The sequence below is a fragment of the Pseudomonas sp. NBRC 111132 genome (genome assembly GCF_001320565.1).
GTDB lineage: Bacteria > Pseudomonadota > Gammaproteobacteria > Pseudomonadales > Pseudomonadaceae > Aquipseudomonas > Aquipseudomonas putida_P.
Genome location: NZ_BCBI01000062.1, coordinates 1 through 19,950 on the forward strand (window position 1 = coordinate 1; position 19,950 = coordinate 19,950).

10 protein-coding genes are annotated in these 19,950 nt (G+C 58.1%); 3 read left to right on the forward strand and 7 right to left on the reverse strand.

The window, feature by feature from the left end:
* The 5 genes from APH35_RS23450 to APH35_RS23470 all read right to left on the reverse strand — a co-directional run.
* The coding region (locus APH35_RS23450) for a type I restriction endonuclease subunit R (RefSeq protein ID WP_060515610.1) at positions 1–2,971 on the reverse strand (2,971 nt) is incomplete at its 3' end.
* A 204-nt stretch (positions 2,972–3,175) separates the two neighbouring features.
* Positions 3,176–4,531, reverse strand: coding sequence for an McrC family protein (locus APH35_RS23455; protein WP_060515611.1), 1,356 nt, complete (start codon positions 4,529–4,531; stop codon positions 3,176–3,178).
* A complete protein-coding gene (locus APH35_RS29520) occupies positions 4,528–7,089 on the reverse strand; it encodes an AAA family ATPase (protein WP_060515612.1) in 2,562 nt (853 codons plus the stop codon). The genes APH35_RS23455 and APH35_RS29520 overlap by 4 nt, the downstream gene beginning before the upstream one ends.
* Complete coding sequence (locus tag APH35_RS28600) at positions 7,086–8,399, reverse strand: restriction endonuclease subunit S (RefSeq protein WP_082425851.1); 1,314 nt, start codon at positions 8,397–8,399, stop codon at positions 7,086–7,088. Before APH35_RS28600 ends, APH35_RS29520 begins: the two co-directional genes overlap by 4 nt.
* Positions 8,389–10,323, reverse strand: a complete 1,935-nt coding sequence (locus tag APH35_RS23470) for a class I SAM-dependent DNA methyltransferase (protein ID WP_060515613.1) — start codon at positions 10,321–10,323, stop codon at positions 8,389–8,391. Before APH35_RS23470 ends, APH35_RS28600 begins: the two co-directional genes overlap by 11 nt.
* A 783-nt stretch (positions 10,324–11,106) precedes the next feature.
* On the opposite strand from APH35_RS23470, the gene APH35_RS23475 reads away from it, so the two are divergent.
* Together APH35_RS23475 and APH35_RS23480 are read left to right on the forward strand one after the other, a co-directional pair.
* On the forward strand, positions 11,107–14,352 hold the full coding sequence (locus APH35_RS23475; protein WP_060515614.1) for a DUF726 domain-containing protein: 3,246 nt from the start codon (positions 11,107–11,109) through the stop codon (positions 14,350–14,352).
* On the forward strand, positions 14,352–16,055 hold the full coding sequence (locus APH35_RS23480; protein ID WP_012274285.1) for a LeoA/HP0731 family dynamin-like GTPase: 1,704 nt from the start codon (positions 14,352–14,354) through the stop codon (positions 16,053–16,055). The genes APH35_RS23475 and APH35_RS23480 overlap by 1 nt, the downstream gene beginning before the upstream one ends.
* Positions 16,056–16,113: 58 nt before the next feature.
* Here APH35_RS23480 and APH35_RS23485 read toward each other — a convergent pair whose 3' ends face one another.
* The gene (locus APH35_RS23485) at positions 16,114–16,371 is read right to left on the reverse strand and encodes a hypothetical protein (protein WP_012274286.1); all 258 of its coding nucleotides are present in this window, start codon (positions 16,369–16,371) and stop codon (positions 16,114–16,116) included.
* A gap of 119 nt (positions 16,372–16,490) precedes the next feature.
* On the opposite strand from APH35_RS23485, the gene APH35_RS23490 reads away from it, so the two are divergent.
* A complete protein-coding gene (locus APH35_RS23490; RefSeq protein WP_060515615.1) occupies positions 16,491–17,366 on the forward strand; it encodes a helix-turn-helix transcriptional regulator in 876 nt (291 codons plus the stop codon).
* Between the two features lie 89 nt (positions 17,367–17,455).
* Here the strand turns inward: APH35_RS23490 and APH35_RS23495 are convergent, their stop codons facing one another.
* A complete protein-coding gene (locus tag APH35_RS23495) occupies positions 17,456–19,849 on the reverse strand; it encodes a TonB-dependent siderophore receptor (protein ID WP_060515616.1) in 2,394 nt (797 codons plus the stop codon).
* Positions 19,850–19,950 lie beyond the last annotated feature (101 nt).

The window sequence follows — 19,950 nt, forward strand, 5'->3', positions numbered from 1 at the left end:
TGTCGCGATTGCTCCAATCCACTGTCACATTCTGTCGCAAGCTGCTAGTCAACTCATGAGCAATCTTGGCCAGCGTTTCATCTCCAAGATCTCGCACGGAGGCCTCGTTATTGGCAAGAGCGTCGTAGAAGGCCAGCTCATCTTCATTGAGCCCCAGCTGATCACCACGCTTACTGGCAGCGGCGAACTTTTTAGCCATCTCGATCAGCTCTTCGATTACCTGGGCCGTCTCAATTGATCGGTTCTGATAGCGCTTGATTACGCTATCAAGAAGTTCAGAGAATTTTTTTTCCTGTGCCAGGTTGCTGGAAAATTTGCTCTTAATCTCGCCTTCAAGCAGGCGTTCCAGCATCTCTACAGCGAGGTTCTTCTCCGGGAGATTCCGCACCTCCGCAAGAAACTCATCGTCTAGAAGCCCAATGTTGGGCTTATCCAAACCCACAGCTTCAAACACATCTACAACCTCACCCGACACCACGGCATTGCCGATGATCTGGCGGATGGCTAACTCTCGCTCTTCGTCCGTCTTTTTCTTCTGACTGATTTCTCGCTTGGTCAGCAGCACTTTTATCGCCTGGAAAAATGCCACTTCCTCGCGCACCGCTTTGGCTTCATCCAACGTGCAACAAAGCGTGAAGGCCTTACTCATGGCAAGCGCATTGTCAGCAAAGCGTTTTTTGCCATCCTCGAGCCCAAGCACATGGTTGGCAGCTCCGGCCAGCAGCTTGTGCCCTCCCGTGAGGTAATTGCTGTAATCGAAGCCATACAGCATGCTGCGGAGAACATCTAGCTTCTCCTCCAGCACAGCATAAGCTTCGTGAGCATCCACCGTAGGACGCCCCCTGCCCTTACTAGCCGTGTACTCTTTAAGCGCAGCCTTAAGCTCGTTGGCAATGCCAATGTAGTCCACCACCAAACCACCCTGCTTATCTTTGAACACGCGATTCACGCGCGCAATAGCTTGCATCAGGTTATGGCCCTTCATTGGTTTGTCGACATATAGCGTATGCACGCAAGGCGCATCAAAGCCGGTCAACCACATATCCCGAACGATCACCAGCTTGAGCGGATCATTTGGGTCCTTGAAGCGCTTCTCTAGCCTTTTCTTCACCTGATTGGGATAGATGTGTGGGCGCAACAGAGCTTTGTCAGACGCACTACCCGTCATGACGATCTTCAACGCGCCTTTTTCCGGATCGTCGTCATGCCAGTCAGGACGCAGAGCGATGATCTCGTTATATAGGTGGACACAGATCTCACGACTCATGGCCACAATCATCGCCTTGCCGTTTTGCGCCTGATTGCGCTCTTCGAAGTGCGCCACCAGATCGGACGCTACGCTTCTGATACGCGGCTCAGCACCTACCACCTGCTCTAACGCAGCCCAACGCGACCTCAAGCGAGACTGCTGATCCTCCTCCTCGTCCTCCGCCAACTCGTCGACTTCATCGTCGAGATGGGCCAACTCACTCTCCTTTAGCGACAACTTGGCCAGTCGGGATTCGTAGTAGATAGCCACAGTGGCGCCGTCTTCCTTGGCCTGCTGCATGTCATAAACATGGATGTAGTCGCCAAACACCGCACGGGTATCACGGTCTTCGCTAGAGACTGGGGTGCCGGTAAACGCTACGAAAGTGGCATTGGGTAACGCATCGCGCAGGTGCTGGGCGTAACCGACCTGGTAAACAGCATGCGCTTCAGCCGCCTGCGAACCAGGCGCTTTTAACGAGGCACTGAAGCCATATTGAGTGCGGTGTGCCTCATCAGCGATCACAACAATATTGGAACGCGGGGAAAGCACTGGGAAGCTGTCTTCGTCCTCGCCCGGCATGAACTTCTGAATAGTGGCGAAGACAATACCGCCGCTGGGCCGATTAGCGAGCTTCTCGCGCAAATCACCGCGAGTTGCGACCTGCGCCGGCTGCTCACGTAGCAGGTCCTGCGACAGTGAGAACACCCCGAAGAGCTGCCCGTCCAGATCGTTGCGGTCAGTGATCACCACGATGGTCGGGTTCTCCATTGCGGCTTCTTGCATCACCCGTGCCGCGAAACAGGTCATGGTGATGCTTTTACCGGAGCCTTGGGTGTGCCAGACCACCCCTCCTTTGTGAGTACCGCCAGGGCGTGAGGCAGTGACCACCTGCTGAATAGCTGCCCGCACTGCATGAAATTGATGGTAGCCGGCGATTTTTTTTACCAAACGACCATCGTCTTCAAACAGTACGAAGTAGCGTAAGTAATCGAGCAGCATGGCAGGCTGCAGCACCCCGCGCACCAACGTTTCTAGCTCGTTGAATTGCCCCAATGGGTCAACGGTCACGCCATCGATGGTGCGCCAGCGGGCGAATCGCTCGATATCGGCTGACAACGAACCCATGCGGGCCTCACTGCCATCGGCGATGATCAAGATTTCGTTGTACTGGAAGATGTCCGGGATCTGCTCCTTGTAGGTCTGGATTTGGTCGAACGCCTTTACCAGATCTGCATTTACATCTGCCGGGTTCTTCAACTCTAGCAGCACCAACGGCAGGCCGTTGAGGAACAGAATGATGTCCGGGCGGCGAGTATGCTTCGGCCCCTGAATAGTGAACTGGCTGACCGCCAGCCACTCATTACTCGGCACATTCGCCCAATCGATCAGTCGTACAAAATCACCGCGAGTTTCGCCATCCCTTTGGTATTGGACGGGCACGCCACTGACCAGCAGGCGATGGAAAATACGGTTGGCAGAAAGCTGAACAGGTACCCCTAACTCCAGTACGTGCTGCAAGGCATCCTCACGTGCAGACACTGGTACCAGTGGGTTCAATCGGGCAATTGCAGCTCGCAAACGCTCCACCAGCACTACCTGGCGATAGTTTTCACGCTCTGGAGTTTCTCCGTCGTGCGCAATATCCGGCCCATGAAGTATCTGGTAGCCTTGCTCAGCAAGCCAGCCAAGAGTTTCCTGCTCCAACTGGTCTTCAGTCATTATCCAATCTCATCCCTAGACCCTAACATTTCCCCGAAATCAGCCGCCTGAGGCTCAGGTGCTCCGTACGGCATATCCCGCGCCAATTCGCGACGCTTTCTCAGTAACTCGTGCAGCGTCGCCTCATTTGTAGGCATTCTGCCATCAAGAACAATCGGGTAATAGACATACACATCCTTCTTCTAACCGATTTGATAGCCGCGATCAGTTGCCTGGTCCTTCTTGGCCGGGCTCCAGCAGCGTCCCAAAGGGATAACGAGGTTCCGCAGCGACGCCACTTTCCTTCCGTAAAGGAATTCCTGCGGACTCAGCGCCCAGCAAGTGTTCGTTATCCAGCTCAAACGGCAACACCCATAAGCTCATGCCCATTCCGTAATCGAAAACCGGCAGCGCTTTCTGGAGCCCAGACCAATGCGGATAAATCAGCACCAGCTTCGGCACTTCATCGCCTCTTTGATATTTATGCCCGTAAGCAAACAGCTGATAGAAATCGCTCTGGCTTAAGTGGTAGTTCTTATCAGGTCTACCAGCATCGATGCGCTTCCACTTGGTATCAACAATCCAGCGGTGTCCGGACCGGTCGATAAGCAAATCCGGTTTCAGGCAGAACATCTTTCCGTTGTCATGCTCGCAGAGATAATTCCGGCTGGATTGTGGCGTCAGTTTCGCGCTTGGTAGCAATTTCCCCCCCAGCCACCCCTCAACATATTTTTCAAACAACTTTTCCATCGGAAACAGCATGCTCATCCCGCGCCACTCGCCGCTTACTGCAATCGGCATCTGCTGGTTGAGGATCAGCTCGCACCAGGGCTTTATCGCCTGGTAATGCGCCATCAGCCGATCGCGGCTCCAGGCGCGTAAATCCTGGCTCACCTGCTTGCTAACCGGCACCTCGGCCAGCATCGCCCGCAGCTCGTTGGCCAGGCGCCAGTTGGCGGCATCCTGCGTACTCTTGGCCACCTGCTCCAACGCCAGCTTGAGCAAGCGGTTCTCGGCACGGTCCGGCAGGAACACATCGTGGCGAATCTGGAAGTGATGCTGGCGCCCCGGTGGCTGGCGCATCTGTGCGACCACATTGAGCTGGCCTCGGAGAAAACGCTGTTCCTCCTCGATGCGCTGGTAGTCGAAGCGCACACCACGTTTTACCAGCAGATCCAGCTCCGAAAGGAACTGGCCCATCACCCACTCACTGAGCGGTGCATCGAACAGCTCAAGACTCGTCACCGAGGCCTCGCGGGGTTTGAGCTGCAAAGCCCGCTGAATCAGCTTGCGCAGAAGCGCACGCCCCTTCACCAGACAATCGCCCTGCTCATGGTGCTTGGGCAGAATCTCCAGGCGCGTACCACAGGGCGTTTCCAGCACACCCACGTAGCTGTCCCATTTCAGCGAGCGCCGCCCCTCTACCTGCAGCAACGTGGCGCCATTGCGATTAAAGCTAGCACTCAGCTCACAGAGCCAGTCAAAGGCTGATTCAGAAATCTGCGCACAGTCGAGGTTGCCGGGTGCGACGGCAGCCGTGGTCAGGCGAGCGTATTCACGAACGCTGACGAATGCGCTCAAGCACTCTCCTCCTCTAATTCTTCTGCTGGCTCCTCGGCCCTGGTATTCACCGCGATGACGCCCGCATACGCAGAAAGCCGCTTGAACGCTGCATCATTGATTCGCCATAAGCCACCTTGGGCCGGCACGCTGATGCTGCCGAACAGTGCCGCCACATCCTGTTTTTCCTGCTCCACGAAGCGGTCGACCGCCAGCTTGCGGTGGTCGTTGAACACCCACTGAATACGCTGCCAGTCCTCGAAGAAGTACTCCTGCAACAGGGGCAGAATCTGGTTGCGGAAGATGCTTTCAAGCCGCGCCAACGTAGGGTCACCAGTGAGCGGCATAAAGTAGGCATGCCCCAGGCAATGATCCCGATCCAGCAGCACCTCGATACGCTGGTTCATCACCCGCAGCAGTCGGCCGATATTCAGCCCAGCTAGCTCAACGTCATCCAGCAGCTCGGGCCGTGGCGGCATCTCGCGGAACACGAAGCGTCGACGCAGGGCAATATCCAGCCCCGCCAGCGAGCGGTCGGAGGTGTTCATAGTGCCGATCAGGTAGACGTTGTCCGGCACACTGAAGTGCCGCTTCGAGTATGGCAACACGGCCTCAAGCGCCTCTGAGGCACCGGCACGCTTGGACGGCTCGATCAGCGTGATCAGTTCACCGAAAATGCGCGAGATATTGCCGCGGTTAATCTCGTCAATAATCAGCACATGCGGCAATTTCGGCCCAACCACGGGCCGCTTAGCCTCGCCCACCAGGCTGAGGCCGGCCTGCTGTAACCCCTGCTGCAATTCGGGCCAACTGATGCGGCTCATGGGGTACAGGGTTTTCAGCGTCAGGCCACGACCGCCATTGAGTTCGGTGATGTCGAAGTCAATATCGGTCAGCAGCCAGTTGACCGGCAGACGATGTACATAGTCCTTGCGCACCCCCTCCGGCACCTCGGGGTTGTACTCATACTCGCCGGTAACCACCCCCACCGCGCAAATACTCTTGCGAGTACCTAGACAGACCAGCACATCACCCTCTTCGACCTCACTCCCGAAGCTGGCCAGTGAGCTCTGGTCATTGCTGCCAAGCTTGAGCGCAGGATCAGCCAGATCGGCCTGGCGAATATCACCCACCTTGTGCCAGCCGATACGGGCTTCACCATGCTGGAGACAGTAGCGTCGGGTGCGCCCGTCGCTACTAGCCTCCTCGATGGAAATCTTCCAGATGGTCGGGTCTTTCTTCAGACCCAGTTTCTGCTCAAGCACCGGGTCGCCACTGGCATCCAAACACAGCTGGACAAACACACCCTTGGCCACATCGTAAGCAAGCGCTCCACCAGGGTTACCCTCGCTGTTCGGAGGCAAAGCCCTCAGCCCCTCGACGAAATCCTCGTAGCTGAAGCTCTGGTGGAAGGTGACGAAGCGAATGCGCTTCTGGGCAACGAACTCATCGAAATGCCGCTTGCGCTGCTCACGCGGCAGCGAAAGGAGTTGCGGCGCGAGAACTTCCAGCGCCGCGTCGATTGTTTCGTAGGTCTTGCCGGTGCCCGGCGGGCCGTACAGGATCTGATTGAGCGGTGCTACCTGCCGCTCACCACCTGGAGTTAGCGATTGCACTGCAGTTACCTCATCCATGGAGTCAGCCTCATAGGCCAAGCAGAGAGCTTCCAGCGCCGCCATATCGGCGAGCTTGATGGACAGAGCCGGGTTGCCCACAGCCAGTGCCGGCGCACAGGAAGCAAGACCGCTGTGGCGTGTGTCTTGGGGTGAGTAGTGTTCGCAGTCCAGCCCCGCAATGGCCTGCCGCCAGTTACCAGGCGCAACGAACAGGCTCAGCTTGCCGTTTTCGCGCAGTAAGGCCAGTTCGCGGTCATTGCTCAGGCGAAAGCCAGCCATTTTCTTGGTGACATTGATCTCCGTGAACCGCTCAGGGTCGGCACTGAAAAAATCCAGCGCCTGCTCGGTCAGGCTGTGCTTGCGATGCCATTCTTGCGCCTGCGCCCACACCTGATCAGAGTAAGCAAAGAGGTTCTGCCCTTGCCGCTGAGCCATCAACTGACGCTGCAAGGGCGCCAGCAGCTCATTGTGACTGGTCTTACGCCCCAACGCCGCGCACAGGTCGCGGGCTGCGAACACGCAGAGAATGCTGGGCTCTTGCCGGTTCTGATAAAGGAACGCGACTTTCCATTTCACCACCGGCCCGAGATCGACCTGCTCGATTGCCTCCAAATCGCCCACACGCGCCGCCTCAGCCACCGTCACAATATGCTGGCGCACGGTGGCAAACGCCTGCTCTGCGCTGCTGCCGTACTTCTTCAGCCAGGCGTGCTCGTCGGTGAACACACGATGGGGATTGCTCTTTTGCTTCTTGTCCAGCCGGGAAAACACGCCGAACTTGAAGGATGACCCACCCCAAATCGAGCCCAAAGACTCAGTATGTTTCTCCAGCCAGCGGCAAAAGTGGTCGTCCGAGCCAGCAAGGTTGTACTGCTCAAGGGTCATCTGATACAGGCTTTCCAGCGACCAGCGCTCGAGAAACTGCGTCCACAGTGCTTCGCGCTCGGCAATGGGCTCGTTCATTGGGCAGTACCCCTATCATTCAGCAGAGCCTGCGCCTCCGGCAGGCGCAGCTGGCCAGAGATCAGGCGGGGTAAGAGGGTGTCGCGGAGTTGGGTGAGGGTTTGAGCCCGCTGCTCATTACCAAAAATCATTTGGTGGATTGGCACAACCAGAGTGTTGAACTGCTCAATCACCTTCTGCGGAGGGTGAACGACACGGAGTCGCTTCAAATCAGCCACGGTAACGTGGCCTAGCCCAGTGGTTTGTTTGTTTCGTGCCAGCTCCGCGAATACTGGCTTTAAGTTTCTGAGCATTTGAAGCACAAACGAACGCTCAAAAGCTTCGTGGGGTAACACTCGAAAAATGTGTTGATTCAGCAGCGCTGGAGCATGCTGCCAAACGAAGGTATCGATTGACGTGTCTGGGTTGCCTGACCAGGAGAAAAGGATGTCGCCTGTTTCAATTAAGTACTTAGCCGGCATGGCAACGTCCGAAAACGCAGTTTGAGCGCTAACCCCTGCCTTCAGCTCAGCGATCTTGATGATTGGTAAACCACGCCGCTCCGCATTTGGCTCGAACGCTTTATAGGCCGCACCGTTTATATAGGTCGCCATATCGTAGATAGGGCGTGACATCCACCCCTCCGGCACCAAGCCCAACTCGGACTCCGTGAAGCTATCGGGGAACAGGGCGGCGGTGGTGGCGTCCATGCTTTCCGGCTGGCGGCCTTCGGCCTTCGCACGTACGGGGTCAAAATCGACGAACCAGGATTTGAACAGCGCCTGGGCGATGGCTTCCAGGGTGGCGTTAGTTTCGCGTAGCAGAGTGATGCGGTTGTCGAGCGGCCCAACCGCAGCAGCTATCGCCTTCTGTTGTAAAAGTGGCGGGCAATCGAACCTCACTTGTCCAAACGCACTTTTATTCAGAATGGGCTGCGCAGAACCGCCTGCCAAACCACGAATTTCATCCTTTCTAAGCGAAAGGTTGTAATACAAGAATTCTGGACAGAATCGATCCTCATCGACAACAACAGCGTTAATCTGCTGATTAGTTACACAACTCGACCTCGTAAGCGCTGCCTTCCCCATATCAGAGCCGATGCATGTAACCAACACACTTCCAGCCGGAACAATGGAGCTTTTTACGGAGAGAGCACCAGCCTTAGATATTCTACGAGCCGTCTCATCAATCCACTTAGAACCATCAAAGTCTGGCGGCGTTACAAATGGCACATCACGGCCAACATATTCAGCCACATTGCCTTTTGGCGTCTTTCCCGTAACGATTCGCCCCGCCTCGTCAAGGCGATATGAGCGCCACTCAGAACTCATACCCCAGCCCTCCCAGCTTCTGCCGGATCAACTGATCGAGCTCCGCCCCCTTGGCCATCTGTTCGCCGAGCTTTTCCGCGAGCTTCTGCATCTTGTCGGCGAAGGCTTCGTCGTCGTCTTCCACCTCCTCGGCTCCGACATAGCGGCCCGGGGTCAGCACATGGCCATGCTCGGCAATCTCACTCAGAGTAACGCTGCGGCAGAAGCCGGGAATATCGGCGTACTCGCCTACATGCCCGCCCTCGTCCAGTGCTTCGCCACGCCAGGTCGCCACGGTGCTGGCAATGCGCTCGATATCGGCATCGGTCAACTCGATCTGCACCCGGCTGACGCTGGTACCCAGCTTGCGCGCATCGATAAACAGCACCTGGCCGCTGCGGTCGATGCCGCCAGTGCTCAGGGCATGGCGTTTGTCCTTGGCCAGGAACCACAGGCAAGCAGGAATCTGGGTGTTGAAGAATAGCTGGCCGGGCAAGGCGACCATCACTTCCACCACGTCGGCCTCGACCATGGCACGGCGAATCTCGCCTTCGCTGTTCTGGCTGGAGCTCATCGAACCGTTGGCCAGCACGATACCGGCGCGGCCGTTGGGCTTGAGGTGATAGAGCATATGTTGCAGCCAGGCATAGTTGGCGTTGCCTTGCGGCGGCGTGCCATACACCCAGCGCGGGTCGCCTTCCAGGCTGCCGTGCCACCAGTCGCTGATATTGAACGGCGGGTTGGCCAGTACGAAGTCAGCGCGTAGATCACTGTGCTGATTGCGTACGAAGGTATCCGCCGGCTCCTTGCCCAGGTTGAAGTCGATGCCGCGAATGGCCAGGTTCATCGCGGCCAGACGCCAGGTGGTGGGGTTGGACTCCTGGCCATAGATGGACACATCGCCCAGCTTGCCACCGTGGGCTTCGATGAACTGCTCCGACTGCACGAACATACCGCCACTACCGCAGCAGGGGTCATACACCTTGCCATGGTGCGGATTGAGCACCGCCACCAGGGTTTTCACGATGCTCGCCGGTGTATAGAACTGCCCGCCCTTCTTGCCTTCGGCGCTGGCGAACTGGCCGAGGAAGTATTCGTAGACCTGACCGAGCAGATCGCGGGCGCGGCCCACGTCGTCACCGAAACCGATGGTGGAGATCAGGTCCACCAGCTCACCGAGCTTGCCGTCCGGCAACTGGGCGCGGGCGTAGCGCTTGTCGAGAATGTTCTTCAGCTTGGGGTTTTCCGCCTCGATGGCGGCCAGGGCCTCGTCGATACGCTTACCGATATCCACCTGTTTGGCGGCGGCGCGAATCGACTCCCAGCGCGCCACTTCCGGCACCCAGAACACGTTGACCTCACGGTAGTAGTCGCGGTCTTCCAGCTCGGCGTTGAGCGCCTCTGAGTCGTCTTCGCCCAAGTAGTAATCGTCATTCTCGTCGGTCAGCTTGCGTTCCAGCTCGGCACGGCGGCCGGCGAAGCTGTCGGAGATGTACTTGAGGAAGATCAGTCCGAGCACGATGTGCTTGTACTCGGCGGCATCCATATTGGCGCGCAGCTTGTCGGCTGTGGCCCAGAGGGTTTTCTCCATGGCCTCGATACTGGTGGCAGCCTGTACTTTGACCGCCTTGGCCTTACTGGCTGCCGCTTCGACGACATAGCTGGCGGATACTTCGGCCACCGCCGGCTCGAAACGCTCGCGCGCCTTGCTCAGCGCCTGCGCCGCCAGGCTGGCACCTGCGGCCTGGGCGCGCAGCACGGAGCCGCCACGCCCGCGGCCTTTGACCAGCACACCCTCACCGATTAGCGCGTCGCGCGATTCCCAGAATTGCTCTTCACTCAGGCCGGTGAACTGGCTCTTGAGTCGCTCATAAAGGGCCTGATTGCCGATGCTGCGGCCATCTTCCGGTACTGCTGCCAGCAACGCCTGGGCCAATTCACTCATGCATAACACTCCCACACCGTCCACCATCAGATGGGCCGGCCAATACTCAAAAGGGCAATGAACAAACGAGAGGGAACCTGAGAAAGCCTCAAAACAGCGCTTTAATGCACCGCTTCATTCAGAGAGCCATCCCTGGACCACGCAAGCTGCCATCATTTTGCAATGCGCGCCACCTTATCGGCTGGCAGAGCACGGGTAAAGCGGTGGCCTGATCTCCAGGGGTATTTCTGAAACACCACACTAGGAGCCCCTGACCTGCGAGCCCAGGGGCAACAATCAGCAGCGCGTCCATTTGCTTGATAGATTCGGCCCCGATTCGTTTTTGGGCGCGGTCCTCACAACGCACCGTCCATCGGAATCCAGACCACGCAGCGTTCCAACTGGTATTCCAAGCGAGTTGACCAATCAATTATTAATTAGACAAAACAGTTAGGTACCCACTCGTTTCAGATTACCCCGGCCCAGCGAATAATCCTGGCCCCGCCTCAACGTAAACCACACGCAACAACATCCCTAAGCCCCCGCCACCATCCCCCTGCCGCGTCGCCCCCTTACAAACACCCTCCACCACAATGGCAATCAGCCATCAAAACAAGGTAAATTCGCCACATAAATGACGTCAACAATCGCCCGTCCCACGCCCACAAGGAAGTAGCGATGCCCAATCCCAGGGAGTCACTCCTCAAGCACCTCCCCCAGCCGTATCCAGCTGCGAGGCCCCCATCCTCCTGCCCTCCAAGCCCGCTGCTCAAAACGCAGCCCGTCCACGGATAGGAAGCCCTCATGCCCCACCCCTTCCATTTCCAGAGTGCGCGGTCTGCCGGCGCCACCGCCACAGAAGCCAACATCTTCATCCACGGCTACAGCGCGGGCCACAGCGATGAAGACAAGCAGCTCTTGCTCGACCGAATCCCCGAGCAACTGAAGCACTACACCAATATCTTCGCGTTCTGGCCTTCGAACCACATCTTTCGGTTCGACAAGTCCTCAGCCTGGAAACTTGCTACGGCAGGCCTGAGCGCCGGCGCAGCGTTCACCGGCGCTCCCATGGGGTCGCTGAGCCTTGTGGGCTCGCTGGCCAAGGACCGGATGGGCAACTTCACCCAGGCCCGCGCACGTGCCGAAAGCATGGGCGCGGTTTTGCTCGACCAGCTTCAGGCGTACCTGCTAAACAACCATCCACAGATCAAGACCATCAACCTGATCGGCCACTCGCTCGGCGGCCGACTGGTCATCAGCAGCCTTAAACACTTTTCGAACAGGCAACAACTGGCCATCAACGATGTGCTGCTGATGGCCGCGGCCGTTGAGGTCACAGCCCTCGAGGCCCGCGAGATGCGGGGGCTGCTCCAGGGGCGACTGATCAATGCCTATTCGAAGGCGGACAAGACTCTGCTGCTGAACGTGGGGGAAACCTGCCTGGGGCGGAACGAGGTCGAACACTTCGAGAGCATCGAGATGGACGACTTCGGCCATACCGATTACTGGGAGCGGCTGCCCGAGGTGCTGACTAAATCACGCTTCAAAACGTGCTTACCGCCCTCACCCGAGCCTGCTCAACCCACCGCTCAACCCAAAAAACCAACCCGCGCCCCCACGCAACCCGCCGAAGCAAAGTCGATGAAACTTGAACTGAACAGCCCACGTGACGTTTATCAGCAAATCAACGATGAACTGTCACTGATCATCGCAGAGCTGAGAAACCCCGCAGACGACGAAACGTTGAACCTGGCTCGCGAAGAGGCACTCCAGCGCCTCAGTGAGCACCGCACAGCCCTGTACATGCGCCTCGCCGAACTGGAGAAGAACGCCGAGTGGAACACATTCACCATTGCCTTCTATGGTGAAACCGGCGCGGGCAAATCCACGCTTATCGAAACCTTGCGCATTCTGCTTCAGGAGCCCGGTAAACGGGCCAGCCAACAAGCTTTTCGCAAACTGCGCGAACAATATGGGGTGACTGAAGATAATCTGCAGCGGCTGCAGCAGGACATCGAGCAAGCCGAAGCGCGCCTTGGCGAATTGACGCAGCAGTTAACTGCCACCCTGCAGCAGTTCGAGCTGCCGTTCAACGAAGCCCGCAGCGCCCTCGACCAGGCCAACACGCAATCCAACGAGCTGTCTCAACGGCTTGGCACTGCACTTGAACAACACGAGCAAGCACACAGGGACGCCCTTGCGGCCGTTACCCGCCTGCATACGCTGCTCGCCACTCGCAAAAACACCGCCACCCTCTGGCAGACGCTCATGAGCCTGTTCCGGAAATTGCCGGAAGAAGTCGAGCTGAATGCAGCTACCGCGTCGCTGACTGAGACCACTCAAGCACGCGATAGCGCGGCGGCGGCCTTGAACGCCGAACAGCAGAGGTCGAACCATGAGCGCTTGGCTCTGGAGCAGCGGTTAGGCGAGGTGACAACGGCACGCGACCAAGCCTGTTCGGCGCTTGCCAGCCAACAGGCGCAGGTCACGCAGCAACAGCAGGCGCTCGTCCAGCAGCGCCTGGAGAATGAAAGCCAGCTGGCAGACCTGGTGGCGCAGCTGCAGCGTCATGCTGATGGTGAAATCATCGGTGACGGGCGGCCCGACCACACACGAGAGACACAGCGCTACGACTTCGAGCTGGACGGCCAGCCATTTGCGCTATTGGATGTACCGGGCATCGAGGGCAAGGAAGGCTTGGTACTCGACCAGATAGAACGTGCCGTGCAAACCGCTCACGCCGTGTTCTATGTCACCAACCAGCCGGCACCACCGCAAACGGGCGATGGGCAGCACCAAGGCACGCTGGAGAAAATCAAGCAGCACCTGGGGGCGCAAACCGAAGTCTGGACCATTTTCAACAAGAAGATCTCCAACCCCAAGCACTCTCTGGGTAACCGTCCGCTGACCTCCGACGACGAAAACATCAGCCTTGCCGGGCTGAATGAGAAGATGAGCGAGCAGCTTGGCAAACACTATCAGGAGGTGTTCGCGCTGAGCGCGCTGCCGGCATTCCTCGCCTCGACCGACCACCTTGCACCCGGCTCGCAGAATGCCAAACGTCGCAGCAAAGCACTCGAGGACTTCGGCGCCGACGAGTTGCTGGAAAAATCCCGCCTGCGGGCCTTCCTGCAGATGCTCAGCGATCGGTTGATCCTTAACGGCAAAGCCAAGATCGTGCGGGCCAACTTCAACAAGGCGAACGATGCGCTCAACCAGACCACCACGACGCTCTCAGGCGTGCAGCAAACGTTAAGCGCGCTGTCGAGGAAGCTGTCTCAGGAAGAGCAAAGTGCCAAAAGCCAGCTGAACAGCAGTTTCCAGGCGCTGAAAAAGCGGCTGGAAGCCTGTGGCGAAACCTTGATCGATGACTTCGCCAGCAACGTGCGCAACAGCGTTTACAAACAGATTGAAGCCAATATCAGTAACGACACTTTCAAAAGCACCCTGACCAAGGAGCTTGAAAGCCAGCAAGCACTGCTGGGCAAACAACTGCCCGAGGCGGTGAACGCAGAGGTCGGCAAGTTCCAAAAGGCGGCCGAAGCTATTCTCAAACGCTTTGAAGAGCATGCCCAGGAGCTGACCGCAAGTTACGCGAAGCTCGGCAGCATGCGTTTCAATGAGCATTTCAAGCTCAACATTAAAATCGATAACGGCATCAACGTGATGGGCCTGTTGGCCAGCCTTGCGGGGATCGCCGCTGCACCGTTCACTGGCGGCGCCAGCCTCTGGTTCGTCGGTGCCTCGGTACTGGCCGCACTGGTCTCGGTCAGCAAAGCCCTTATTGGTGCGTTCAGCTCAAGCTACAAAATGTCACAACAACGCCAGGCCCTGGAAAATAACCTGCGCAGCGCTGCCGAGCAATTGCGCGAAACGCTGCATTCCAGCCTGGCGGCTGCCCTTGACGATATGCAGGACACGATCGAACAACTTGACCTTGCCCTGGAGGCACCGGCCAAACAAGCAGCCAACCAGGTAGACACGCTGTCACGTTCGACTAACCGGCTGAAAATCCTCTCCCGCCAAATTGAAATCGCAGGAAACCTGTAATGGAAAACACCCTTAAGACATTCAAGGCCCAACAGGCGAGCGCATTGACGTTGCTTGACCGGCTGCAAGGCTTTCTCGGGCAGGGCGCGCAGGCCGGCATACCGATTGATCCTGCATTGATCGGCAAATTGCAGAATGTGATCAACAGTTTGTCAGGTGAAAAACTCAAGGTCGCGCTGATTGGCGGCTTCTCTGAAGGCAAGACTTCGATCGCGGCGGCCTGGATGGAAAAGCTGGACAGGTCCAGCATGAAGATCAGCCACCAGGAGTCATCCAATGAGGTGAAGGTCTACGAGGTCGGCGAAGACTTCGTGCTAATCGATACCCCCGGGCTGTTCGGTTTCAAGCAACAGGAAAATACAGAAACGCACACCCTCGAGAAGTACAAGGACATCACCAAGAAGTACGTGAGCGAAGCGCACTTGGTGCTGTACGTGATGAACTCGACCAACCCCATCAAGGAAAGCCACAAGGATGACCTGACCTGGTTGTTCCGCACCCTGGACCTCCTGCCCCGCACCGTGTTCGTCCTCAGCCGCTTCGACGAAGTGGCCGATGTAGAGGACGAACAGGACTACCAATCCAACTTGCAAGTCAAGCGCGACAACGTGGCAGGTCGGCTTCGTGAACAAATCGGGCTGAGCGACCAAGAGGTCGCCGAACTGTCCATCGTCGCCGTGGCCGCAAACCCTTTCGACTTGGGTGTCGAGCACTGGCTAGCCAACCTTGAGCAATTCAAGGCGCTGTCGCACATCGCTACGTTGCAGACGGCTACCACTGGCAAGATCAAGCAGAACGGTGGCAGCGCCGCGCTGGCCAACGAAATGCGCGTCAGCGTCATCCGTGACGTGCTCAACAACCAATTGCCTGTGGCCATCGAGAACGATGAGAAGGTCGCATTGGAGGTTGCCAGGCTTGATGAACTCAACAACCGCTTGGTCAATCAGCTGGCAGTGACCGGGCAGCAAATCGAGGAGGCACGCATCAGCCTGCGCGCCTTCGCCACGCGCTATTTCTCTGACTTGATCATTCAAGCCAAAGGCTCCAGCCTGGAAACCTTCGGTGACTTTTTCGAGCGTGAGGTTGGCGCTGAAGGCATTATCGTCTCCACCCGTCTGCAGAACGAGTTCAGCCGCCAGACCCAGTCGATCACGCTTGAGGTCGAGAAGATGCAAGTGGGCTTCGACAGCGAGGTCAACCACTTCAATACCACCGTCAAGGCACTGGGCAAGCAAGGCATCAACCATCTGCTCAAGGGCAACCTGATCAATAACACCACGGTACTGGCCGCACGCGATGGCCTCACGACGATTGCCAAGACGGTAGGCATGGATATCGGCAAGTATCTGAAGTTCAAGCCATGGGGCGCCGTGAAGTTCGCCAAAGGTGCCAACGGGGCCCTCGCCTTCATCGGCGTGGCGCTTGAAGCCTGGGATAGCTGGGAACAATACAAGCGCGAAGAAGCGTTCAAGAAGTCTGTTGCGGAGATTGTCAGCAACTTCGAACAGCAGCGTCAGGACTTCCTGGACCTGGTGAACTCCGAAACCTTCAAAGAAAAGTTCTTCCCCGACTACCTGCAGCTCAATACTCGTCGACAAGAACTTCAGGCCAACGTGGATGAAAGCCGCGTGCGTCAGCAGCGCTTCCAGGCATGGCGCGACGAAGCTGAAGCCATCGATGCAGAATTCAAAAGGTTGAACTAACCCGGTCAGGTGCCCGCTGCGCAAGGCAGCGGGCGCTTGGCGAGAGCGTTGCCAAGCACTAATCCACAACCGGCACCACCCCCTGCAACAACTCCACCTTGCGCCGCAACTGCCCCACATGCTCCCGCTCCGCCCGCAACGCCGCCCTCAGCTCGCGGTTCTCCATCTCCCAAATCTGCAACCAGCGCAAATCCTTCTGGCAGTGCTCCACCTTCTTGCCCAGCTCGCCCAGCCTCAACCCCTGCTGAATCAGCACCAGCAAGATGATCCCCATCGCCACCAAGGCACCCGTCGCAACCACTTCCGGCATCGTCATGCTCATGTCCTTTGCTACCTTCGGAGCGTTCCGAAGACGAACCAAAGATATGTAATGCAAAACTACACGTCTAGAATGTAGACTTATACAGGTAAAGTAATCGCGCACATGGAGAGGGTATGAAACGCAAGCAATCCATCGAGCAGGTACGCTGGGACCTGGCACTTCGCTATCGTTTGATCGAAACCGTTGCCTGGTGGGAAGGCCGGCTGACCACGGGCCACCTGATGCAGAGCTTTGGCATCAGCCGCCAGCAGGCGTCGAAGGACATCAATACCTACATCACCGAACATGCGCCCGAAAACTTGACGTATGACAAGCAGATCAAGGGCTATGTACCGAGCGAGCAGTTCGAGCCGCTGTTCATCGATAACAGCGCCAGCGCCTATCTGCACCTGCTCTACCAGAACAACGAACGGGCGCCGCACATCGACGGGTTGGCACTGGCCTACGCGCACACCCGTGTACTGGAGGTGCCTGACCGCCCCATTCGGCCAGAGGTGCTGCGCCCATTGCTCAAGGCTTGCCGTGAAGGCCTGCGCCTGGAAACCGAATACGTGTCCTTCAACACCCCCAACGTCGAGGTGCGCCTGATCGCCCCGCACACGCTGGTGTACACCGGCATGCGCTGGCACGTGCGGGCCTACTGCGAAAAGAACGGCCAATACCGCGACTTCGTTCTCAGCCGCCTGCGTGGGCAGCCAGACTTGCTCGACGCGTCGCCGAACACGCGTGAGCAGGATGAAGACTGGAATGTCGAGGTGCCGGTCATCTTCGCGCCTGATGGGCGGTTGAACACGGCGCAGCAGGCAATCATCGAAACCGACTTCGGCATGACCGATGGCCAATTGGTGGTGCCTAGCCGCAGGGCATTGGTGAAGTATGTGTTGCAGCGGTATCAAATCGACCACCGCAACATGGCGATACTGCCCGAGGCCCAGCAACTGGTGGTGAGCAACCTCCAGGACCTGCAGCCGTGGTTGATGAAGTACTGACGCTGGGCGCTTGCTCTAGCTGCAACGTGTCATGTGTTGGGCGGGCTTGCCCGCGAACACGGGCGAAGCCCGTGCCAGCCCGCCCCACCTCACCAGCTGTAACTCAACTTGGCCGTCACTTCGCGCCCCGGGTTGTAGTAGTTCGCCGTCCCCGACCCAACCACATGTTGCTCGTCGAACAGGTTGCTGACATTCAGCGCCAGGTCGGTCCCCTTGGCGATCTTGTAGTTCAGCGCCGCGTCGAACAGTGTTGTGCCGTCGCTCTTCTTGGTGTTGGCAGCATCCATGTAGTAGGCACCCACGTACCGCGCGCCCAGACCCACGCTCACATCCGTGCCCGGTACGTCGTAATAGCTCCACAGCGATGCGGTGTGCTTCGGTGCAGTGGCAAATTCATTGCCCTTGAGCGAGTCGCCGTTCCACAACGACCCGCGCAGCACCTCGGACTCCATGTAGGAGTAAGCACCGATCACGCTGATGTCTTGCGTGACTTGCGCCTTGGCTTCCAGATCCAGACCGCGCACGCGTGACTCGCCCACTGTCTGCTGCTCGATGATGCCGCTTGGCAGCACCACGGCAATGGTCACGTTCTCCTGGGTCAGGTCGTAAACGGCAGCCGAGAACAGTGCGTCCATGCCCAAGGGCGAATACTTCACGCCCACTTCATACTGCCTGCCCGTTTGCGGCGTAACGCCAACTTGCGGGGGTGATACGGACTCCACCATGCTCACATAGGTAGAGACTTCATCGTTGACGATATAGGTCAGTGCCGCGCGATAAGAGGTTTCGGAGAAGTTGTCCTTTTCCGTCTGCTCGCCACCGATGTACTCCTTGCTGGACAGGTCCATCGAGTCATTACGCACGCCTGCGGTGGCGATGACGCGGTCAAAGAACGACAGGTTCTGCTGCAGGAACACCGCCTTGGTGGTGGCATCATTCTTCTTGCGGGTATAGGGCGTGATGCCGCCTGGCACGCCGGTGAATACCGGGTTGGCGATGTCGATGGAAGGCGCCAGGCCGTAGACCGAACTCTGCTTGGTCGTCGAGTCGAGGTACTCCACGCCCACCAGGGTGCTGCTGTCGATATGCTCGAATTGGGCATCGTACTGCAGCATCAGGTTGCCATTGAGCTGATCGGCATCACTGTCGGTGCCGAAGATGTAGCGTGGAATCGTAGTGCCGACACGCGAGGCACTGTCGCTCAGGTACGCGTAGCCAAAGTCATCGCTCAGCTCGCTGTAACGCAGGTTGCTGCGCAATACGAAGCCATTGTCGAAGTCGTGGGTGATGTTGCCGCTGAGGCTGGTGCGCTCCACATTGTGGAAGTTGTAGCTGGGCTCGCCATAGAAATCGCTGCGGTCGTATTCCTTGTCCAGCGGGTAGCCGCCACTGTTCGGCGAGCTATCGGTTTTCAGGTAGTCGAGCACCATGGTGGCCGAGGTGAAGTCGGTGGGCGCCCAGGTCAGGCCGCCCATCACGAACCGGTTGTCGTCCTGGGAGTGGTCGTACTCGCGGTCGCTGTTCTGCATCTTGGCCGTGAAGCGGCCGGCCAGGGTTTGTTCGTCGTTCAGGGCATCGCCTACATCGATACCGGTTTCGGCATGGTTGTAGGAGCCGTAGGTCACGTAGCCCTGGCCAAACTTCTCGAAGCGCGGTTGCTTGGTCACGAAGTTGACCGAGCCACCTGGGTCTGCCGGGCCGAACAGCGTGGAGTTGGCACCACGCAGAATTTCTATGCGCTCGTAGGCGTAAGGGTCTTCACGCACACCGCGCATCGAACTGAGGGTCAGGCCGTCACGGTAGGTGGTGGCCTGAAAGCCGCGGATCAGGAAGTAATCGTTGCGGTCGTCCGAACCGTAGTAGTCGCTGACCACGCCGGGGGTGTACTGCAGCGCCTCTTCGGTTGTGCTGACGCTGCGCTGCTGCATTTCCTTGTTGGTCACCACAGACACGGAGGCTGGCGTGTTGAGGATGCTGGTCGCCACCTTGCCGCCTACCCACAGCTCCTTGGCAACCACCGAGTTGCTGTCTTCGTCGGCGCTGGCTTTGACCTTGGCATTGATGATGACGGGCGCCAGGCGGTAGTCCTCGGTCGCCCCCAGCTCCAGCGGGCCGGCAGGCTTGGGCTGCGGTACCACCAGGTAAGCACTGGGGCCTTGCTGCTGCGCCTGAAGCTCGGTCCCCTGCAACAACTGCGAGAGTGCCGCCGACGTGCCCAGCGTACCTTGCACACCTGCCGTGTTGCGGTCGGCTATGCGCTGCGCGTCGAAGGACAGGCTAATGCCCGCCTGGCGTGCAAAGCGGTCAAGCGCCGGCGCCAGTGGGCCGCCAGGAATGTTCCATTGCTGCGCCTGGTTGCTGTGTTCAGCAGTTGCAGATTGCGCAAGGGCAGGCAGCGCACAGCTACTGACAACCAGGCCCAGGAAAGCACCGTGCACAGCACGACTCAATGGGTGGCGCTGTGGAACCGGGGTCGAACTCATTTTTCTCGCTCCGTAGAGGGGTCGGCGGGCTGGCCTGTATTCCGGCCTTCTCTACAAGCCGAACGAGAATGATAAAACACCTCATTTATTTTTAGATCGTT

Coding starts and splice junctions, on each gene's coding strand:
- APH35_RS23480 (WP_012274285.1), top strand. CDS start 14,352: ATGGAAAACACCCTTAAGACATTCAAGGCCCAACAGGCGAGCGCATTG.
- APH35_RS28600 (WP_082425851.1), bottom strand. CDS start 8,399: ATGAGTTCTGAGTGGCGCTCATATCGCCTTGACGAGGCGGGGCGAATC.
- APH35_RS23490 (WP_060515615.1), top strand. CDS start 16,491: ATGAAACGCAAGCAATCCATCGAGCAGGTACGCTGGGACCTGGCACTT.
- APH35_RS23470 (WP_060515613.1), bottom strand. CDS start 10,323: ATGAGTGAATTGGCCCAGGCGTTGCTGGCAGCAGTACCGGAAGATGGC.
- APH35_RS23475 (WP_060515614.1), top strand. CDS start 11,107: ATGCCCCACCCCTTCCATTTCCAGAGTGCGCGGTCTGCCGGCGCCACC.
- APH35_RS29520 (WP_060515612.1), bottom strand. CDS start 7,089: ATGAACGAGCCCATTGCCGAGCGCGAAGCACTGTGGACGCAGTTTCTC.
- APH35_RS23495 (WP_060515616.1), bottom strand. CDS start 19,849: ATGAGTTCGACCCCGGTTCCACAGCGCCACCCATTGAGTCGTGCTGTG.
- APH35_RS23485 (WP_012274286.1), bottom strand. CDS start 16,371: ATGACGATGCCGGAAGTGGTTGCGACGGGTGCCTTGGTGGCGATGGGG.